The sequence below is a fragment of the Actinomadura sp. 6N118 genome, assembly GCF_044326415.1.
In the GTDB taxonomy this organism is placed as follows: Bacteria; Actinomycetota; Actinomycetes; order Streptosporangiales; family Streptosporangiaceae; genus Spirillospora.
In genome coordinates, this window is record NZ_JBIRAZ010000015.1 from 65793 (window position 1) to 85044 (window position 19252).

Below are 19252 nucleotides of genomic sequence, written 5' to 3' on the forward strand. Positions count from 1 at the left end.
GGTCAGCTGGCCATGTTGGTTCCTTGAGGGTCAGGCTGTTCGCCATGTCTTTCGGGGCTTGTTGTGCATGCGCCCGGGGACGCCGGGGCGCTGCTGCCAGGGGTGCGGGCCCGTGGGCGGGCGGTAGCCGACGCCCAGCGCGTCCAGGCGGGAGTAGTGCGCCGCGTTCATCCGGCGGTCGAAGTCCTCGAAGTCGCGTTCATCCGGCTCGGGCAGGTGTGACCAGGCCACTTCGGCGAACGCCACGAGGCGGGGGAACGCCTGGTAGTCGAGGCGGCCGCGGTCCTCGACGACTTCGGTCCACAGATTCGCCTGGGTACCGATGACATGACTCGCCTCGGGTGTCCCGGCGAGGCTGGGCGGTACGGGCTCGAAGCGGTAGACGTCCTCCAGCGTGTGCACCCAGCCGAACGGCACGGGCTCGTCTGGCCCAGGTGCCTGTACGTGGTCGAGGTAGACCTCTTGCTGTGGGCACATCACCACGTCGTGGCCCGCCTTGGCGGCCGCGATGCCTCCCCTGTACCAACGCCAGCAGGTGACCGTGGCGCCCTCCGCCAAGCCGCCCTCCAGGATCTCGTCCCAGCCGACAAGGCGGCGCCCGCGTTCGGCGAGCCAGCCGTCGAAGTGACGGATGATCCAGGACTGGAGTTCGTTCTCGTCCTTGAGCCCCAGCTCACGGATGCGTTCCTGGGCCGTGGGCGAAGCACGCCATTGGTCTTTGACGCACTCGTCACCGCCGATGTGAACGAACCGGCTGGGGAAGATGTCGAGCACTTCTTCCAGGACACCCTCGTAGAAACGCAGCATGGCCTCCGTGGGGGCCAGCACGTTGGGATTGATGCCCCAGTCGGTCTTCACCCCCAGTGCCGAGGTGTCGATGACGTCACTGTTGCCCAGCTCGGGATAGGCAGCGATGGCCGCTTGTGAATGGCCGGGCAGGTCGACCTCAGGAACGACGGTGACATGCCGCTCCGCTGCATATGCAACGATCTCGCGCAGGTCGTCCTGGCTGTAGAAGCCGCCATGCGGCCGTTCGTCCCACATCACCGGCTCGCCCCAGCCCATGCGGGTACGTGGACGCCAGGCGCCGACCTCGGTCAGCCGTGGGTAACGTTCGATCTCGACACGCCACCCTTGGTCATCGGTCAGATGCAGGTGCAGGACGTTGAGTTTGTGCGCCGAGAGCAGGTCGACATAGCGCATCACGTCGTCCTTGGGCAGGAAATGCCGCGCGACGTCGAGCATGAACCCCCGCCAGGCGAACCGTGGCGCGTCCTCGACGACCACGTAGGGCACGCTGACCGGCTCGCTCTCGATGGCTGCACGACGAAAGGCATCAGGGCCTTTCAGCTGCCGCAGACTCTGACGTCCCCAGTGGATTCCGGCCTCGTCCCCGCCCACGATGTCGACTCCGTTGGAAGAGACAGTCAGCCGATAGGCCTCCGGCCCGAGAGCGGGATCGACGCTGGTACGCACCTCTCCCAGCGGGCCCTCACCTCCGGTCCGGACAAGACGACGCGGGGCAGGGATCAGATTCGGCTCTCCGGTCATCGCTGCTCTCCACGGTTCTGGTGCTGCTCGGGCAGATGGCTGTCGGGGTGAACCCACAACAGCACATGGTCCAGCTCGGCGGATTCCCTCTCGTGCTGAAAGAACGAAAGGATCTCCTGGTCCGAGTGGCGCAGGCTGAAATGAGTCAGAACGAACTGCGTTTCCGGGTGCGCCTCGACGATGGGCTTGAGGCGGCTCCACACGGTGTGCCCGACGCGGTTCGCGCGTTCCAGTTCGGTGTCGTGGAGGAACGTGCACTCGGTGATGACGACCGGGTAGTCGAAAAGCCACGGATTCCGGTCGAACACGTTCACATGAGTATCACCGAGGAACGCGAACAGCGGCCGGCGAATCTCCTCCTCGACGGCCACGCCTTCCTTGCGCTTCTGCGCCATGACCCGGCCGAACTCGCCGCTCCGGCCTTCCTGCGCCAACGACCTCCGCAGCTCCTCGAACTCCGGCCGCAGCGCCTTGCGCCGTTCCGAGAACGCGTAGCCGACACACGGCACCTTGTGCTCGCACTCGACCACCCGCACATGGTGTCCGCGGCGGCCGAAGACGAACTCGTCATCCTGACGTACACCGTTCAAGCTGTGGCTCTCCGCCAGGGCCGGGTCGTAGCTCGCCCCGTGATTCAGCTCGGCGGACGCCCGCAGATAGGACTCCACGTACGGCACCGCCTTGTCCGGCAGATAAACGGCCGCCCCAGACGCAAGGAAGTCGAGGTCCTTGGAATGGTCGTGGTGCGTATGGGTCAGGAAGACCGTGTCGACCTGCCGCCCTTCGCACAATCCCGCGTCCAGGCTGCACCGGAGTTCAGGGATGTGGAAGAAGGTCTTGTCGTTCGCGCGGGAGTAGCCGGTGAGAGTGAGTTCGGTCCCCGGTATTCGCCACGTCTTCCACTGGCGGAACGGGTGACCCTTGTCCAGCAGTTCAGGAAGCCGCGTCATCGGGGCCGTCCTCTCAGCACCGTCGTCGACGGCGTCCCTAGCGCCCTGATCAATTCGCGCCGATCGTAGCGACCACCCACCGAACGTACGACCGGATTTCCCTGCCGGTCGTCACCGGCACCGGCGACGGTCGTCACGGCACCGGCTTGCCGTGGGCCGGTGTCTGAACTAATGTCTGGACACGTGTCCGGTATTCAACGACAGCTCATCCATGAGTCCACGCGGCGGCGGCTCACCGATCGGCAGGCCGACACCGTGCGGCGGCTCACGGACGCGGCGGTGGAGGAGGTGCGGGAGACCGGGTACGAGGGTCTGACCGTGCGGAACGTCGCCAAGCGGGCGGGGGTCGCCCCGGCCACGGCCTATACCTACTTCGCCTCCAAGAACCACCTGATCACCGAGGTGTTCTGGCGGCGGTTGAGCGCGCTGGAGCCCGTCTCGCCGGGGGGTGCCGTGGAGGGCTCGGCGAAGGAGCGCGTGGGCGCGGTGCTCCGGGAGATCGCGCTGCTGGTCTCGGACGAACCCGAGCTCGCGGCGGCGTGCACGACCTCGATGCTCGGCACCGATCCCGACGTCAAGGAGCTGCGGTTCAAGATCGGCATGGCGATCCGGGAGCGGCTCCAGGCTGCCCTGGGCGAGGACGCCGACGACAAGGTGGTAGGCGCGCTTGAGCTGGCCTACGCGGGTGCGCTGGTGCACGCGGGCATGGGCTACACCTCGTACGCCCGCATGGCTGACCGGCTGGCCGAGATGGCCGAACTCATATTGCCGAACTCTGAATGAGGTGACGGCTGTGGGGCGTTCCCCCGAGTTTTCTTACAGCCCTTACGACTACGCCATTCACGAGAATCCCTACCCGACGTACGCCAGGTTGAGGGACGAGGCCCCTCTCTACAGGAACGAGGAGCTGGGCTTCTGGGCCCTTTCGCGGCATGCGGATGTGGCGGCGGCCTTCAGGGACTACACGACGTTCTCCAGCACCAACGGCGTCTCGCTGGAGCCGAGTGCCTGGGGCCCGCATGCCCATAAGACGATGTCGTTCCTGGCGTTGGACCCACCTCGGCATACCCGGATGCGGGCCCTGGTCTCCAGAGGCTTCACACCCAGGAGGATCAAGGAGCTCGAAGACGGGATCCTGGAGCTGACGCGGCGTTATCTCGATCCACTGGTGGAGGCGGGTGAGGGCGACTTCATCGAGGCGTTCGCCGGCAAACTCCCCATGGACGTCATCTCCCAGATGATGGGCGTCCCGGAGGCTGATCGGGCCGAGATACGGCGGCTGGCCGACCTGGTGGTGCATCGGGAAGACGGGCTCAACGACGTACCGCCTGCCGGGATGGACGCCGCGCTCACCCTGGCGGGCTACTACGAGCAGATGGTCGCGGAACGCAGGAAGCGCCCGGCCGGGGACTTGACGTCGGCGCTCCTGGACGCGGAGATCGACGGGGACCGGCTGGAGGATCGCGAGATCATCGCGTTCCTCTTCCTGATGGTCGTGGCAGGCAACGAGACCACGACGAAGCTCCTCGCCAACGCCCTCTACTGGGGCTGGCGCAATCCGGGGGAGTCACGCAAGGCCCTGGGCGACGCGGGACGGGTCGAGGACTGGATCGAGGAGACGCTGCGCTACGACACGTCCAGCCAGATGCTCGCGCGGACCGTCGCGCAGGAGACCACCTGGCACGGGCAGACGATTCCGGCGGGGGAGCGCATGTTGCTCCTCGTCGGATCGGCCAACCGCGATCCAAGGGTCTTCGCCAAAGCGGACGCGTACGACATCGACCAGGACACCTCGCAGCTCATCAGCTTCGGCGGCGGACGGCACTTCTGCCTCGGCGCCAACCTGGCGCGGCTGGAGGCGCGCATCGCGCTGACCGAGTTCGTCCGGCAGGTGTCGGAGTACGAGGTGGACGGCGACCGGGCCCAGCGCGTGCATTCGGTGAACGTCCGGGGATTCGCGACCTTGCCCGTACGGCTGGAGAGGCGGCGGTAGTGCCCAGATTCGAACCACATCCCGAGCGGCGTCCGGCGCTGGTGGCCGGGGCGTCGTCAGGCATCGGCGCGGCCACGGCGACCGCGCTGGCGATGGCCGGGCATCCGGTGGCGGTCGGCGCACGTCGTGCCGACAAGTGCGAGGAACTGGCGGCGACGATCCAGGCGGGCGGGGGAGAGGCGTTCGCGCATCCCCTGGACGTGGGCGACTCCGGCTCCGTCAAGGCGTTCGTGGCGGCGGCGCAGGACGCGCTCGGGCCGATCGAGGTCGTCGTGTCGGGTGCGGGCGATCTGGCCGCCGACCGGATCCACGAACTGGACCCCGACGGGTTCCTCGCGCAGGTGCAGGTGCATCTGGTGGGCGCTCACCGGCTGGTGTCGCAGCTCGTACCCGGGATGGTCGCCCGGCGCCGCGGAGACGTCGTCTTCATCTCCTCCGATGTCGTACGGGCGCCACGGCCGCGGATGGGCGCGTACGTCGCCGCGAAGAACGGCGTCGAGGGCATGGCGCGGGCCATGCAGATGGAGCTGGAGGGCACCGGCGTACGGGCGTCGATCGTCCGGCCCGGGCCCACCGCTACCGGGATGGGCATGGGCTGGGACGCCGAGACGACAGGCGTGGTGCTGGAGGAATGGGTCAAGTGGGGCCTGGCCCGGCATCCGTACTTCCTGCGCCCGTCTGATGTCGCAGCCGCCGTGGCCGCAGTGGTGGGGACGCCGCGCGGCGCGCATCTGTCACTCGTCGAAGTCCAGCCCGAGGCACCCGTGGAAGTCCAGCCCGAGGCACCTGTGGAGAAGTCATGACGATCCCTGCCGTGTCCGGCGGTCCCGATCACCTGGACGAGCTGCGCTCGGACCCCATCGCGTTGATGCGCCGTGTACGTGAGGAGTGCGGCGACGTGGGCGAGTTCCGGCTCGCGGACCGCCGCGTCGTGCTGCTGTCGGGCGAGGAGGCGAACGAGTTCTTCTTCCGTGCCCCGGACGAGGAGCTCGACCAGGCCGAGGCGTACCCGTTCATGACCCCGATCTTCGGTGAGGGCGTCGTCTTCGACGCGACCCCGGAGGAACGCAGGGAGGCGCTGCACAACCAGGCGCTCAAGGGCTCGTTCCTCAAGGGCCACGCCGCGACGATCGCCGCCGAGGTGGACGGGATGGTCGCCGGGTGGGGTGCGGAAGGGGAGATCGACCTGCTCGACTGGTTCGCCGAGCTGACCATCTACACCTCGTCCGCCTGCCTGATCGGCAAGAAGTTCCGCGAGCAGCTCGACCGGCGGTTCGCCGAGCTCTACCACGATCTCGAACGCGGCACCGACGCGATCGCCTACGTCGATCCGTACGCGCCGATCGAGAGCTTCCGCAAGCGCGACGAGGCGCGGGCGGCACTCGTCGAGCTCGTGCAAGGGATCATGAACGGGCGGCCTCCGAAACCCCCGAAGGAGGACCGCGACCTGCTCGACGTGCTCATGTCCATCAGGAACGAGGACGGCACGCCGCGTTTCAGCGCCGACCAGGTGACCGGGATGTTCATCTCGATGATGTTCGCCGGGCACCACACCACGTCCGGGACCGCCGCGTGGACGCTGATCGAGCTCCTGCGCCACCCGGACGTGCTGACCGGCGTGGTCGGCGAATTGGACGACCTCTACGCCGACGGCAGCGAGGTGAGCTTCCAGGCGCTGCGCGAGATCCCGAGGCTGGAGTCGGCGATCAAGGAGGCGCTGCGGCTGCATCCGCCGCTGATCCTGCTGCTGCGGGTGGCCAAGTCCGACCAGGAGGTGCTCGGCCACCGCATCCCCGAGGGCACGATGGTCGGCTGCAGCCTGGCCGTCTCCAACCGGATCCCTGAGGACTTCCCCGCGCCGGACGCCTTCCGGCCCGAGCGCTACGCCAAGCCGCGCGAGGAGGACCTCGCGCACCGCTGGACGTGGGTGCCGTTCGGCGCGGGACGGCACCGCTGCGTCGGCGCCAACTTCGCGATGATCCAGCTGAAGGCGATCTTCTCGGTGTTGCTGCGTGACTGGGAGTTCGAGCTCGCCCAGCCGTCGGAGACGTACCGCAACGACCACTCCAAGATGGTCGTCCAGCTCGCGCAGCCGTGCGCCGTCCGCTACCGCCGCAGGAGGCGGCCGTGAAGGTCGAGGCGGACCTCGATCTGTGCCAGGGCCATGCGATGTGCGAGTTGGAGGCGCCTGACGTCTTCGAGGTGCCGCCCAAAGGCAAAGTCCGCGTCCTGAACGCCGAGCCGCCCGATGACCTGCGCGATGAGGTCACCGCCGCGGTCCGTTACTGCCCCACCCAGGCGCTCAAACTGAAGGAGACTCAGTGAACGGAGACTCAGTGAGTGGCTTTCCGCGTGAGGAGCTCGAGGACATGGTCCAGCACTGGCTGGACACCAACCGGCGCTGTGAGGAGCTCGGCGACTGGCGCCCGCTGGCCGAGCTCTACACCGTGGACGCCACGTACGGCTGGAACATCGGCCCCAACCAGGACTTCATGGCCGTCGGCCGCGACGAGATCCGCGATCTGGCCCTCGGATCGGAGATGGGCGGCCTGGACGGCTGGTCCTACCCGTACCAGAGCATCTTGATCGACGACCGCAAGGGCGAGGTGGTCGGCTTCTGGAAGCAGGTGGCGGACGCCGAGCGGCCGGACGGGAGCCCGTACGAGGTGGCGGGGATCGGCGGCAGCTGGTTCCGGTACGCGGGCGACCGGCAGTGGTCGTGGCAGCGCGACTGGTTCGACCTCGGCAACGTCACCTCGTTGTTCGTGGAGATGATGAAGGCCGAGGTGCTGTCGGAGGGGATGAAGCGGCGGCTCGACCGGGCCGCCTCGGGCGAGCCGATCCCCGGCTATTACAAACGCGGCGAGAGCCCGGCACCCCTTTGGTGATCGGCACCCCTCTGGTGAAGCGCAGCGGGCTGCGGCAAAGCCCGCCGGAGACACGGCCTGAGCGCCCTCAGCACCCTCAGATCTGGCCTTCGGGCTTCTTCGGGATCGTGGCCGTGATCGCCTTGCCGAACTCGATCAGCACGTCCCCGGGCGGGGCGTACTTGGCGGGCACCGTCACCTCGACGTAGGCCTGGCGGGCGACCGCCGTCCAGGTCACCGGACGGTTCGCCGGCTGCCCGAACCAGTCGACCCCGTTGATCGTCTGCAGCCGGGAGACGGGCGTCAACGCGGCGGGCCGCGGCACGCCGCAGCGCAGCGCGATCGCGGGAGAGCCCCAGGCGGCGGTCAGCGGCGAGCCCGGCTCGGTGTCGCGGCGGGAGAGACCGTTGACCTTCTCCGGCAGCCGCAGGCCCTCGCAGAGCCGGGTGGTCGCGGCGTCCGGGCTCGGCGGCGGCACCTGGACCGCGCCGTCCCCGCACCCGGCCACCGTGAGGGAGGTGACACCGAGCAGAGCGAGGGAGGTGACACCTCGCAGAGCGAGGGGACGGCGGTGAAGCACAGAGCGGTGAGGCACTGAGGCGTGACCGTCAGATGTGCACGATCGGGCAGGTGAGCGTCCGGGTGATCCCTTCGACCGCCTGGATCTGGGCGACGACGAGCTTGCCCAGCTCGTCGACATTGTTGGCCTCCGCTCGGACGATCACGTCGTACGGCCCTGTCACGTCCTCCGCCATCTTGACGCCCGAGATTCCTGCGATCTCGCGGGCCACGGCGGCAGCCTTGCCTACCTCGGTCTGGATGAGGATGTAGGCCTGCACCATCACGTCCTCCCCGGGCGGAGAAATAGCCGTCAGAAACTCACCGTATCGTGTTACGCGGCGCAACGGGGGTCCGGGGGGCGATCAAGCGTGGCTTGTCCCCTGTGCGGGTGGCCGTGGGGGAGAACGGAAGTCGGAGGCGATGGAGACCATCGGGGCGCTGGGCGAGTTCGGGCTGATCGCCCGGCTGACGCGGCGGTTGCCGCAGGGCCCGGCGGTCGCGCTGGGGCCCGGTGACGACGCGGCGGTGGTCAGGGCACCGGACGGGCGCGTGGTGGCGACCACCGATCTGCTCGTCGAGGGACGGCATTTCCGCCTTGACTGGTCCGGTCCGTACGACATCGGCCGTAAGGCCGCCTCGCAGAACCTCGCCGACGTCGTCGCCATGGGCGCGCGGCCGACCGCGCTGCTGATCGGTCTCGCCCTGCCGGCGGACACGTCCGTGGAATGGGCTGAGCGGCTCTACGACGGCCTCGCGGACGAGTGTGCACGGACTGGGGCCTCAGTGGCCGGTGGTGACGTCGTGGGAGCGTCTGAGATCACGATCGCGGTCACGGCGCTCGGCGATCTGGGCGGCGAGGTGCCCTTGACCCGTTCCGGCGCCCAGCCGGGCGAGATCGTCGCCGTACGCGGCCGGATCGGCTACTCGTCGGCGGGCCTGGACCTGCTGTCCGCCGGGCTCGACGGCCCGGCCGAGTTGATGGAGGCGCACCGGCGCCCGCAGCCCCCGTACGAGGCGGGGCAGGAGGCGCGGGCGCTGGGCGCGACGGCCTTGATGGACGTGAGCGACGGGCTGCTTCAGGACCTCGGTCACATCGCGACGGCGAGCGGCGTGCGGATCGAGGTGGAGAGCGCCGCCGTGCCGGTGGCGGACGTGCTCGGCCCGGACGGGCGCCGTGCCGGTGGCGGACGTGCTCGGCCCGGACGGGCTCCGGCACGCACTGACGGGCGGCGAGGACCACGCCTTCGCCGCCACGTTCCCCGCCGGGACCGTCCTCCCGCCCGCCTGGAGCGTCATCGGCCACGTCACGGAAGGTGACGGCGTGGCCGTGGACGGACGGCGCCACGGGCCTGCCGGTTGGGACCACTTCCGCAGGTGAGCCCGGGTGACACCGCCTGTCGCGGGGGCCACCCTTTTGCCGTTCCGGTAGGCATGTTTGGTACTGATTTGGTATACCTTCCTGTGATCGAAGAGGGATGGGATGGGACGACACACCAAGCCGCAGCAGCCGGATGAGGAGGGAGCCCATCCGGCTCCGCCGTTGGCCGCGCCGCACGGTCCGGGGACACCGTCCGCCTCCCCAGGTCAGGCCGGAACGCCGCCGCGCGCCGGGTTTCCCCTGCCACCCGGCAAGCCGCCTGTACCGCCCACTGGGCCTCCCGCGGTGGCCCGCCCCGTCTCGCCCGACGTGACCGTTCCGGACGTCAGCGCGCTCTACAAGACCCGAGGGCCGTCCCCGGGGCCCGCGACGGACCGTCCGGCCGCCGGCGCCCGCCCGCCCGCGACAGGCAGGCCCGACGTCCCGGTGCCCGTGGCCGGTGCGCCCCGACCGCCGGAAGGCGGCAAGTCGGCCGAAGAGAAGACCTCCGGGTGGCGCCCGTCCAAGAAGCTCGTCGTCACCCCGCTCCTGCCCGTCACCGCGCTGGTGATCGCAGTCGGCGTCGTCGCGTACGCGGGGAGCACCTCGCAGATCTCCCTCAACTTCGGCGGCGGCGCCCACGAGCCGGTCGACCCCAAGGACGGCCAGGTCTCCGAACGCGGTCAGGGCGGCCGGACCAGCCGCGCCGCGCGGGCGTCGGGACTCGTCGTGGCGTTCCGTCCGGGCAGCCCGACTCCGAGCGGGTTCCGGGGCACCGTCACCATCGGCAACAAGGGCAGCCGGCCGGTGAACGACTGGGCGATCGCGTTCAAGATCCCGAACGTCACGTTCGTCTCCGCGACCGGGGGGACCGTCGTGGAGACCGGGCCCCGGCTCTTCGTCCGCAAGGCGCCCGGCGGCCCGGCACTGGCGCCCGGCCAGCGTGTGCGGATCGCGTACGTGGCCAACGGCGTCCTGCAGAAGCCCTCCGAATGCATGATCAATAAACAGCCCTGTGTCCGGGTTTGACCCGTTCCGGGCCGTCTAAAGTTGACGGCATGACGCAGACCCCTCCCCTCGTGCTGACCATCGCAGGCTCGGACTCCGGCGGAGGCGCGGGGATCCAGGCGGACCTGAAGACGATGCTGGCCCTCGGCACGCACGGCATGAGCGTCATCGCAGCCGTGACCGCCCAGAACTCCCTCGGCGTCCAGGGCTACTGGGAACTGCCGCCCGAGGCCGTCCGCGCCCAGCTCGACTCGGTCCTCGGCGACATCGGCGTCCAGGCCGTCAAGACCGGCATGCTCGCCTCCACCGCACTCGTCGAGACCGTCGCGGAACGGCTCGCGACCGTGGACGTGCCCGTGATCATCGACCCCGTCGGCGTCTCCAAGCACGGCGACTCGCTGCTGGCCCCCGACGCGGTGGCCGCCATCCGTTCGACCTTGCTCCCGGTCGCCACCGTCGTGACCCCCAACCTCTACGAGGTCGAGCAGCTCACCGGCGTCAAGGTCGTGGACGAGCCGGGCCTGCGCGAGGCGGCCGAGGCGCTCAAGGCCCTCGGCCCCACCTGGGTGCTGATCAAGGGCGGCCACCTGCCCGGCGATCCGACCGACCTGCTCTTCGACGGCACGACCGAGCACCGCTTCACCGCGCCGCGCTACAACAACCGCCACACCCACGGCACCGGCTGCACCCTCGCCTCAGGCATCGCCTCATACCTGGCCCACGGCGACGACGTCCCCACCGCCGTGGCCAAGGCCAAGGAGTACGTCACAGGCGCGATCGCCGCAGGCTTCCCCCTAGGCGCCGGCATAGGCCCCGTAGACCACGCCTGGCGCATCCGGGCGCACTGATCGCCCGAGCGGCCAGAAACGCAAAAGTCGGCTCACCAGAGCTGGTGAGCCGACTGAGCTTGGAGACGACCGTCAGACGGTCGGCTTGACGACCTTGCCGGCCTTGATGCAGGACGTGCAGGCGTTGATCCGCTTAGTGCCACCGTTCACGACGGCGCGCACACGCTGGATGTTGGGGTTCCAGCGGCGCGGGGTGCGGCGGTGCGAGTGGGAGACACTCATGCCGAAACCGGGTCCCTTGCCGCAGACGTCGCAGACGGAAGCCACGGGAAACTCCAAAGTGGGTGTCGGTGCTCTGAACGGAACGCCCCCGGCCGGAGAGGCCGCTCGGAGCGCTCGCTGAAGGCGCCTCGGAGGAGGCGCATGGATCAGACTAGCCGACCTCGCCTCCGCTAAGCGAATCGGTGATGGATTCGGCCTGCGGATTCCGGGTGCGATCGGTTCCCAAAGGGGCACTTCACGCGATACAGAATTATCTCGGACATGGCCGATGAGACTTGTATTCAGATGAGCGCGGACCGTACCCCGCACGCGAGCGCGCTAACGGGTCGTGAAGCGAGCCGGAGGCGAAGCTTCACGAGAGATCGCGAAGCGATGTCGCGCTCGCCGCTTTTGCGGTTCGGTGGCCGAGCCGCCAGGCGAGGACTCCGAGGCCGCGAAAGCCATGAGAGGGGCGCGTGTGACTGAGGTCCTCGACGGGGCGGCGGTACGGCAGTGGTGCAGGCTCGCTGCCGAGGCCCTCGGCCGCACCCGGGGGGAGATCGACGCGCTCAACGTCTTCCCGGTGCCCGACGGGGACACCGGGACCAATCTGCACCTGACCGTGCTGGCCGCGGCGGAGGCCGTCGAGGCGCTTCCCGGGGACGCCGGCACCGCCGACATCTGGCGGGCACTGGCGCAGGGGGCGCTGCTGGGAGCCCGGGGCAACTCCGGGGTGATCCTGAGCCAGGTGTTCCGCGGGCTCGCCGAGATCATGGGACGGCCGGGGATCCGGGTGGACGCGGAGGTCTTCGCCGAGGCCCTGGAGTACGCCTCGGTCCTGGCCCGCAACGCGGTGGAGCACCCGGTCGAGGGGACGATCCTCAGTGTGCTCCAGGAGGCGTCCACCGCCACCGGCACCAGCGACGGCCTGTCCGGCGCCGCGCGCGCCGCCGCGGCCGGGGCGCGCCAGGCGCTGCGCAAGACCACCGGCCAGCTCGACGTCCTGGCCCGCAGCGGTGTCGTGGACGCGGGCGCCGCGGGCCTCTGCGTGGTCCTGGAGGCGCTCGCCGCCGTGATCACCGAGGAGTTCCCCGAGCGGTACGAGATCCCCGCCCGCACGCACGGCGAGCCCGCCGTACGGGAGGAGCCGGAGATCACGGGCCCCGGGTACGAGGTCATGTACCTCCTCGACGCACCCGACGACGCCATCCCCGACCTCCGTGAGTCCCTGGACGGCCTCGGCGACTCCCTGGTCGTCGTCGGCGGCGACGGCCTCTGGAACATCCACGTTCACGTGGACGACGCCGGAGCGGCCATCGAAGCGGGCCTCGCGGCGGGCCGCCCGCACCGCATCCGCGTCACCTACCTGCACACGATCACTGAGGACCAGCCGCACGCGCCCCATGTCGGCCGGGCCGTGGTCGCGGTCACCGCCGCCGACGGGCTGGCGGCGCTCTTCGAGGGATGCGGCGCCCGCGTCGTACGCCGCGCCTCGGGCACGGTCCCGCCGCTCGCCGTCCTGGCCGAGGCGATCCTGGCGGCCGGAGACGAGGTCGCGGTGCTGCCGAACGAGCCCGAGGTCCTCGCCCTGGCCGAGGCCGCCGCCGAACGTGCCCGCGACGCCGGCGCCCGCATCGCCGTCGTGCCGACCAAGGCGTCCGTCCAGGGCCTCGCCGCCCTCGCGGTGCACGACCCGCTGCGCCGCTTCGCCGACGACGTGATCGCCATGACCCGTGCCGCCGGCGCGACCCGGTTCGGTCATCTGGCGATCGCCGTGGAGGAGGCGTTCACCAGCGTGGGGCTCTGCCAGCCCGGTGACGTGCTCGGCCTGATCGACGGCGACGTCGCCATGATCGGCTCCGATCTGGCCGAGGTGGCCCGCCAGTGCGTGGACCGCATGTTGTCCGGCGGCGGCGAGCTGGTGACCCTCATCGCCGGCGCCCACGCGCCCGACGGCCTGGCCGTGGTCCTGGAAGACCACCTTCGGGACGTCCGCCCGGACGTCGAGGTCGGCGTCTACGACGGCGCCCAGGAGCTCTACCCCCTGCTCATCGGCGTGGAGTGACCCGCTGTCCCTTCCATGGGCTAGAAAAGACAGGTGGCCAAACTCGACGAGCCGTTGCGCAAGGTCCTCGGGGACAAGACCGCCAAGGTTCTGGCGAGCGGCCTCGACCTGCACACGGTCGGGGACCTGCTGCACCACTACCCCCGGCGGTACGCCCACCGCGGCGAGCTGACGCCGCTCAACAGCCTGGCGGACGGCGAGCACGTGACCGTGATGGCCGAAGTCGTCAAGGTCCAGGGCCGCACCCTCACCCGCAGCCCCGGCTACGTCCTGGAGATCACCGTCACCGACGGCACCGGCGAGCTCAAACTGAGCTTCTTCGGCCGCAAGGGCTCGTACAAGCCCGAAAAGGAGCTCTCCCCGGGCACCCGCGGCCTGTTCGCCGGCAAGATCAGCACCTACCGTCCGCGCAGCGGAAGGGCCGTCCGCCAGCTCACCCACCCCCAGTACAAGCCGATCCACGCCCGCGAGGACGCCGCGGCCGCCCAGGAGTGGGCCGAAGAGATCATCCCGATCTACCCGGCCACCAAGGGCCTGGACATCGACGCCATCACCAAGTCCGTCGGCATGGTCCTCGACCATCTCGAACTCGGCGACGACCCGATGCCCCGGCTCACCCTCAAGCGCTACGGCATGATCGGCCTCCGCGACGCGTACGAGGGCATCCACCGCCCCAAGGACTGGGAGGAGCTCGGCCGCGCCCGCAAACGCCTCAAGTGGGACGAGGCGTTCGTCCTCCAGATCGCCCTGGCCCAGCGCCGGCTGGCCGCCGCGGCCCTGCCCGCCAAGGCCCGCCCGGCGATCGAGGGCGGCCTTCTCGACGGGTTCGACGCCCGTCTCCCGTTCGAACTCACCAAGGGCCAGCGCGACGTAGGCCGCGAGGTCGCCGAAGACCTCTCCCTCGAACACCCCATGCACCGCCTTCTCCAAGGCGACGTCGGAGCCGGCAAAACGATCATCGCGTTGCGGGCGATGTTGCAGGTGGTGGACGGGGGTGGGCAGGCGGCTTTGCTGGCGCCCACCGAGGTGCTCGCGCAGCAGCACTACCGGTCGATCACCGGAATGCTGGGTGAGCTGGCGCAGGCCGGGCAGCTGGGGGGAGCCGACAACGCGACCAAGATCGCGCTGCTCACCGGGTCGCAGGGAGCCAAGGCGCGTAAGGCGGCGCTGCTGGACGCGGCCTCGGGGGCGGCGGGCATCGTGGTGGGCACGCATGCCCTGTTGCAAGACCAGGTGCAGTTCGCCGACCTGGGCCTGGTGGTCGTGGACGAGCAGCACCGCTTCGGGGTCGAGCAGCGGGACGCGTTGCGGGAGAAGGTGACCGGCGGGCGGCCCCACGTGCTGGTCATGACCGCCACGCCGATTCCCCGGACGGTCGCGATGACGGTGTTCGGCGACCTGGAGACGTCGGTGCTGGACCAGTTGCCGGCCGGGCGTTCGGAGATCAAGACGCATGTGGTGCCGCCGGAGAGGCCCGCGTTCCTGGCGCGCACGTGGGAGCGCATCAAGGAGGAGGCGGCCGCCGGGCGCCAGATCTACATCGTCTGCCCGCGGATCGGTGAGCAGGAGGGCGATGAGGGCGACACGATCGAGGAGGACGGGGAGCGGCGGTCCCCGCTGGGGATCATGGAAGTGCTGCCCAAGCTGGAGGTCCTGCTGGCGGGGCTGCGGCTGGGAGTCCTGCACGGCAAGCTGCATCCGGACGAGAAGGACGCGGTGATGCGCCGGTTCTCGGCGGGGGAGCTGGACGTGCTCCTGGCGACGACCGTGATCGAGGTGGGCGTGGACGTGCCCAACGCCACCGTGATGGTGATCATGGATGCCGACCGGTTCGGGGTGTCGCAGCTGCACCAGCTGCGCGGGCGGGTCGGCCGGGGGACCCTGCCGGGCCTGTGCCTGCTGGTGACGGACGCGGAGGCGGGGAGCAAGTCGCGGGAACGGCTGGACGCGGTGGCCTCGACGACGGACGGGTTCAAGCTGTCGCGGCTCGACCTGGAGCAACGGCGGGAGGGCGACGTGCTCGGGGCGACCCAGGCCGGGCGTTCGTCCAGCCTGCGGCTCCTGACGCTCCAGCGCGACGAGGAGGTCATCCTGCACGCCCGGGACGAGGCGACCTTGCTGGTCGAGGCCGATCCGGACCTGGAGGCCAACCCCGGTCTCGCGGCCGAGCTGGCCTCCCTCCTGGACGAGGAACGCGCCGACTACCTGGAGAAGGCTTGAGCCTTGCCCATCGGGTGGCAGGCTAATTCCTACTTAGTAGGTTGACTTTATAGGAAATAGGGCTGAGCATGGGGTGTGTGAATCCGAGAGAGCCCCTGACCGCTCGCCGGCACGTCGATCTCCGGCGGCAGGCCAGCGCGCTGTGTCCCCTCCGCTGATCCCCGACCCGAACCGGATCAGACGGCAGCTGGAGGCCTCATCATGATGATCACCGACGCCATCGCCACACCCGACACCACCACACCCGACACCACGACTCCCAACACCACGTCCGCCCCCGGGCTCGCCGCCCGGGTCACTGAGCTGCGCCAGATCGTTCACCCTGAGGTGAGCGACATCGAGCCCTACCTCCGAGACCCCGAGCCAGAGGTGCGCCGCGCCGCGCTCCATGTGCTCATCGACAACGCGAGCGGCGGCGACAGCCCGCGCGGCTTGGGCGACACGCTCGCCTGGGCGCTCGCGGACCAGGACGAGCAGGTGCGCCGGTTCGCGGCCGAAGCGCTTCGTGACCTGCCCGAGGTCTTCTTCGGCGACAAGGGGGTACGGGGGCTCCTGCTGGTGTCCTCGCGTGGCCGCGACAGGCTGGCCCGCGAGGCCGCCGCCGCGCTGCTCGCCGTCCTGACCGAGGGCGCCGGCGAGCTGTACGAACAGGGACTGCACGACGGGGAGACGAACGTGCGCGTCCAAGCGGTCCTCGGCCTCGTCGCGCTGCGCGCGGCCGGTGCGGTCTCCGAGGCCGCCGACGACCCCGCCCGTGAGGTCCGGGTGGCTGTCGCCGAGGGCCTGGCCCGGCTCGCGGACCCCGCCGGACTGCCCGTCCTCGAACACCTGCTCGCCGACCACGACCCGGTGGTACGGATGGCGGCGCTGGACGCCGCCGCTGAGCTCGGCCTGCCCGAGCCGCTGGAGGGCCGCGTCATCACCTCGATCGCGCACGCCGGCTGGCAGGTGCGCAAGCGGGCCGCCCTGGCGCTGGCGCAGGCCACTCCCGACGTCGCCGTCCAGCCGCTCCTGCACGCCCTGCGCGACCGCATCGTCGACGTGCGCCGGGCCGCGGTCCAGTCCCTTGAGCAGTGGGCCTCGGAGCGTCCCGAGGTCGTCACAGCCCTCACCGAGGCGCTGGCCGATCCTGACCCCGGAGTGCAAACCCAGGCGCGCTGGGCACTCGCCTGAGCCGCCGGTCGTCAAAGAGACGTGGGCGGGATGTTCCGGGGTGGGGCATCCCGCCCGCCCGATCACGGCCGGTCCGCGCCACCGCCATAATCAAGGGAGGCCGAGCGAAGCTCGTCCGTTGATGGTGGTGGGTAGGGGCTGGAGCGGAGAGAGGCCGAGCGGAGCTCGTCCCTTTATGGCGGTGGGTGGGGGCTGGAGGACGGTGACGAGGGTCATCGCGGGAAGCGCAGGAGGACGCCGGCTGGCGGTCCCGCCGGGCCGGGACACCCGGCCGACCAGCGACCGCGCCCGGGAGGGCCTGTTCTCGACGGTCCAGGCGTTGCTGGGCCCGCTCGACGGGCTGCGCGTGGCCGATCTGTTCGCCGGGTCCGGCGCGGTCGGGCTGGAGGCGCTCTCGCGCGGGGCGGCGCACGCCCTGCTGGTGGAGTCGCACCCGCGCGCGATCAAGGTCGTCCGGGAGAACGCGGCGGCCCTCGGGCTGCCCGGCGCGCGACCGGTGGCCGACAAGGTGGAACGGCTCGTCCGGCGCCCCCCGGACGAGCCGTACGACCTGATCTTCGCCGACCCCCCGTACGCGCTGACCGACGCGGCCGTGACCGACCTGCTCATCGACCTGCGCGACAACGGCTGGTACACGCCGGACGCCCTGGCCGTCGTCGAACGCTCGGTGCGCGGCCCGGCGTTCGAATGGCCGGACGGCTACACCGCCGAACGCGACCGCCGCTACGGCGAGGCTGTCTTCTGGTACGGCCGCGCCGATGGCTGACCCCGCTCCCTGATGATCCATTTCCTCAAGACCGCTGGTCATGGCGGTGTCCGATATGTGAAGGTAAGCGGATCGCTGTGTGAGGGCGTGCGCGACCACCTCAGGTGGTCGCGCTAATTCGGGGGGTAGGGCCTGGCATGGACAAGGCCGTGAGGCGTACCTGGATCGTGGCGCTGCTGATGGTCCTCGGCCTGATGGTGAACGTGACGTACGTCCAGGGCTTCGAGTACGAGAACCTGCGCGACGACCCCCACAACGCGCGGCAGTTCGAGGACCGCAACAAGATCGAGCGAGGCGCCATCGTGGCCGGCGGCCGGAAGCTGGCCTGGTCGGAGAAGGTCACCGACGCCAAGACCTACCGCCGCCGGTACTGGAACAGCGAGGTCTTCTCCCCGGTCACCGGCTACTTCTCGGTCTTCTCGCAGAGCGCCCTGGAGAACGCCGAGAACCACTTCCTCGACGGCACCGACCCCCGCCTGGTCACCAGCACCTTCCTGGACAAGCTGCTCGGCAAGAAGACGCCCGGCGGCACGGTGGAGACCACGATCAACGTGAAGGCGCAGCAGGCCGCCTACGAGGCGCTCCGGTCGAGCGGCGCCCGCCGGGGTGCCGCGGTCGCGCTGGACGCGAAGACCGGCGCGATCCTGGTGATGGCCTCAACGCCGTCGTACGACGCCAACACGGTGTCCACACTGGACGGCAAGGCTGCGACGGCGAGGTTCAAGCAGCTCAACGACGATCCGTTGAAACCGCTGCTCAACAAGGCGATGAAAGAGGTCTTCCCGCCCGGCTCCACGTTCAAGACCGTGGTCGCCGCGGCCGCGCTGACCGCGGGCGGCACCGAGAACTCACGGGTCAGGGCCAGGCGCAGCTACCGGCCGCCGGGAGCGGGCCAGGCCATCAACAACGACGCGGCCGACATCGGCGGCCAGTGCGACGAGCCTGCCATCCCGCTGATCGACTCGTTCGCCCAGTCCTGCAACACCACGTTCGCCTACATGGGTGCGCAGGCGCCGGGTGCCAAGGCGGTCAGCGACCAGGCGGCGGGCTTCGGCTTCTACAGCAAGATTGATGTCGCCGAAGGGAAGATGACCAGCGCCGCCAGCTCGTTCCCCAAGACCGACCAGCCGTCGCTGAGCGCGCTCGGCTCGATCGGGCAGGGCAGCACGATCGCCACCCCGCTGCAGATGGCCATGGTCACCGCCGGTGTGGTTAACAACGGCAAGGTCATGCGCCCCTATCTGGTCGACAAGCTGCGCGCGCCCGACGGCTCGGTCGTCAGCGACGCGAAGCCGGGGACGCTGAGCCGCCCGCTCACCGCCGTGCGAGCCGGGCAGCTGCGGGACATGATGAGGGCGGTGATCCGGTCAGGCACCGGCAAGGAGCTGCAGGGCTCGTCGATCGTCGGCGGCAAGACGGGGACCGCCGACGTCGAGGCCAGGTCCTACAACGACCGCTGGTTCATCGGATATGGCCCTCAATCCGATCCGCGGTACGCGGTCGCGGTGATGACCGAGGCCGACGGGTATGGAATCAAGTCAGGACCGATCGCCGCTGAGATCGTCGACGCGCTCGCCGGCTGACCTCCGCCACGCTCGGCGCCCGCGCCGGTGGAAGCCCGGTGAGGGCCGACCGAATCCGATTTGGTACGGTCGCGCCGCAGGCCGCCACCTGCACAGAAGGCCAGTCGCA

At 70.0% G+C, this 19252-nt stretch carries 20 protein-coding genes; 15 read left to right on the forward strand and 5 right to left on the reverse strand.

The genetic code is table 11. The annotated features are described in order from the left end of the window. Positions 1–30: 30 nt before the first annotated feature. Positions 31–1551, reverse strand: coding sequence for a beta-N-acetylhexosaminidase (locus tag ACH34W_RS34065; protein WP_395965257.1), 1521 nt, complete (start codon positions 1549–1551; stop codon positions 31–33). Then, entirely contained in the window at positions 1548–2501 is a 954-nt protein-coding gene (locus ACH34W_RS34070) for an MBL fold metallo-hydrolase (protein ID WP_395965258.1), read from the reverse strand. The genes ACH34W_RS34065 and ACH34W_RS34070 overlap by 4 nt, the downstream gene beginning before the upstream one ends. Before the next feature lie 183 nt (positions 2502–2684). Here ACH34W_RS34070 and ACH34W_RS34075 point away from each other — a divergent pair, with 183 nt between their 5' ends. Genes ACH34W_RS34075 through ACH34W_RS34100 form a run of 6 tightly spaced genes read left to right on the forward strand, consistent with a single transcriptional unit; the run spans position 2685 to position 7382 of the window. Beyond that, positions 2685–3284, forward strand: coding sequence for a TetR/AcrR family transcriptional regulator (locus ACH34W_RS34075; RefSeq protein ID WP_395965259.1), 600 nt, complete (start codon positions 2685–2687; stop codon positions 3282–3284). A 10-nt stretch (positions 3285–3294) separates the two neighbouring features. Beyond that, positions 3295–4494 (forward strand): cytochrome P450, encoded by a 1200-nt coding sequence (locus tag ACH34W_RS34080; protein WP_395965260.1) that lies wholly within the window; start codon positions 3295–3297, stop codon positions 4492–4494. Then, positions 4494–5297, forward strand: a complete 804-nt coding sequence (locus ACH34W_RS34085) for an SDR family oxidoreductase (RefSeq protein ID WP_395965261.1) — start codon at positions 4494–4496, stop codon at positions 5295–5297. The genes ACH34W_RS34080 and ACH34W_RS34085 overlap by 1 nt, the downstream gene beginning before the upstream one ends. Beyond that, on the forward strand, positions 5294–6625 hold the full coding sequence (locus ACH34W_RS34090) for a cytochrome P450 (RefSeq protein WP_395965262.1): 1332 nt from the start codon (positions 5294–5296) through the stop codon (positions 6623–6625). The genes ACH34W_RS34085 and ACH34W_RS34090 overlap by 4 nt, the downstream gene beginning before the upstream one ends. Continuing rightward, entirely contained in the window at positions 6622–6819 is a 198-nt protein-coding gene (locus ACH34W_RS34095; RefSeq protein ID WP_395965263.1) for a ferredoxin, read from the forward strand. Before ACH34W_RS34090 ends, ACH34W_RS34095 begins: the two co-directional genes overlap by 4 nt. Beyond that, the gene (locus ACH34W_RS34100; protein ID WP_395965264.1) at positions 6816–7382 is read left to right on the forward strand and encodes a hypothetical protein; all 567 of its coding nucleotides are present in this window, start codon (positions 6816–6818) and stop codon (positions 7380–7382) included. Before ACH34W_RS34095 ends, ACH34W_RS34100 begins: the two co-directional genes overlap by 4 nt. A 76-nt stretch (positions 7383–7458) precedes the next feature. Here the strand turns inward: ACH34W_RS34100 and ACH34W_RS34105 are convergent, their stop codons facing one another. Together ACH34W_RS34105 and ACH34W_RS34110 are read right to left on the reverse strand one after the other, a co-directional pair. Further along, positions 7459–7956 carry a DUF3515 domain-containing protein gene (locus ACH34W_RS34105; protein WP_395965265.1) on the reverse strand — a complete coding sequence of 166 codons (498 nt, stop codon included), beginning with the start codon at positions 7954–7956 and terminating at the stop codon, positions 7459–7461. A 13-nt stretch (positions 7957–7969) separates the two neighbouring features. Further along, positions 7970–8203: an Lrp/AsnC ligand binding domain-containing protein gene (locus tag ACH34W_RS34110; protein WP_151567330.1), complete on the reverse strand. Its 234-nt coding sequence runs from the start codon at positions 8201–8203 to the stop codon at positions 7970–7972. Positions 8204–8342: 139 nt separating this feature from the next. Here ACH34W_RS34110 and ACH34W_RS34115 point away from each other — a divergent pair, with 139 nt between their 5' ends. From ACH34W_RS34115 to thiD, 3 genes are all read left to right on the forward strand, one after another. Beyond that, positions 8343–9239, forward strand: a complete 897-nt coding sequence (locus tag ACH34W_RS34115; RefSeq protein WP_395965266.1) for a thiamine-phosphate kinase — start codon at positions 8343–8345, stop codon at positions 9237–9239. A 163-nt stretch (positions 9240–9402) separates the two neighbouring features. Next, positions 9403–10308: a cellulose binding domain-containing protein gene (locus ACH34W_RS34120; RefSeq protein WP_395965267.1), complete on the forward strand. Its 906-nt coding sequence runs from the start codon at positions 9403–9405 to the stop codon at positions 10306–10308. A 29-nt stretch (positions 10309–10337) separates the two neighbouring features. Then, the gene (thiD, locus tag ACH34W_RS34125; RefSeq protein ID WP_395965268.1) at positions 10338–11135 is read left to right on the forward strand and encodes a bifunctional hydroxymethylpyrimidine kinase/phosphomethylpyrimidine kinase; all 798 of its coding nucleotides are present in this window, start codon (positions 10338–10340) and stop codon (positions 11133–11135) included. A 72-nt stretch (positions 11136–11207) separates the two neighbouring features. On the opposite strand, the gene rpmB is transcribed toward thiD, so the two are convergent. Next, the gene (rpmB, locus tag ACH34W_RS34130; protein WP_151571354.1) at positions 11208–11402 is read right to left on the reverse strand and encodes a 50S ribosomal protein L28; all 195 of its coding nucleotides are present in this window, start codon (positions 11400–11402) and stop codon (positions 11208–11210) included. Between the two features lie 412 nt (positions 11403–11814). Between rpmB and ACH34W_RS34135 the strand changes: the two genes are divergently transcribed. From ACH34W_RS34135 to ACH34W_RS34160, 6 genes are all read left to right on the forward strand, one after another. Beyond that, positions 11815–13401 (forward strand): DAK2 domain-containing protein, encoded by a 1587-nt coding sequence (locus tag ACH34W_RS34135; protein ID WP_395965269.1) that lies wholly within the window; start codon positions 11815–11817, stop codon positions 13399–13401. 33 nt (positions 13402–13434) lie between these two features. Beyond that, positions 13435–15621 (forward strand): ATP-dependent DNA helicase RecG, encoded by a 2187-nt coding sequence (recG, locus tag ACH34W_RS34140; RefSeq protein ID WP_395965270.1) that lies wholly within the window; start codon positions 13435–13437, stop codon positions 15619–15621. A 68-nt stretch (positions 15622–15689) separates the two neighbouring features. Continuing rightward, positions 15690–15779, forward strand: a complete 90-nt coding sequence (locus ACH34W_RS34145; protein ID WP_395965271.1) for a putative leader peptide — start codon at positions 15690–15692, stop codon at positions 15777–15779. Positions 15780–15822: 43 nt separating this feature from the next. After that, on the forward strand, positions 15823–16794 hold the full coding sequence (locus ACH34W_RS34150) for a HEAT repeat domain-containing protein (RefSeq protein ID WP_395965272.1): 972 nt from the start codon (positions 15823–15825) through the stop codon (positions 16792–16794). A 202-nt stretch (positions 16795–16996) separates the two neighbouring features. Then, complete coding sequence (rsmD, locus tag ACH34W_RS34155; RefSeq protein ID WP_395965273.1) at positions 16997–17560, forward strand: 16S rRNA (guanine(966)-N(2))-methyltransferase RsmD; 564 nt, start codon at positions 16997–16999, stop codon at positions 17558–17560. Between the two features lie 137 nt (positions 17561–17697). Continuing rightward, a complete protein-coding gene (locus ACH34W_RS34160) occupies positions 17698–19143 on the forward strand; it encodes a penicillin-binding transpeptidase domain-containing protein (RefSeq protein WP_395965274.1) in 1446 nt (481 codons plus the stop codon). Positions 19144–19252 lie beyond the last annotated feature (109 nt).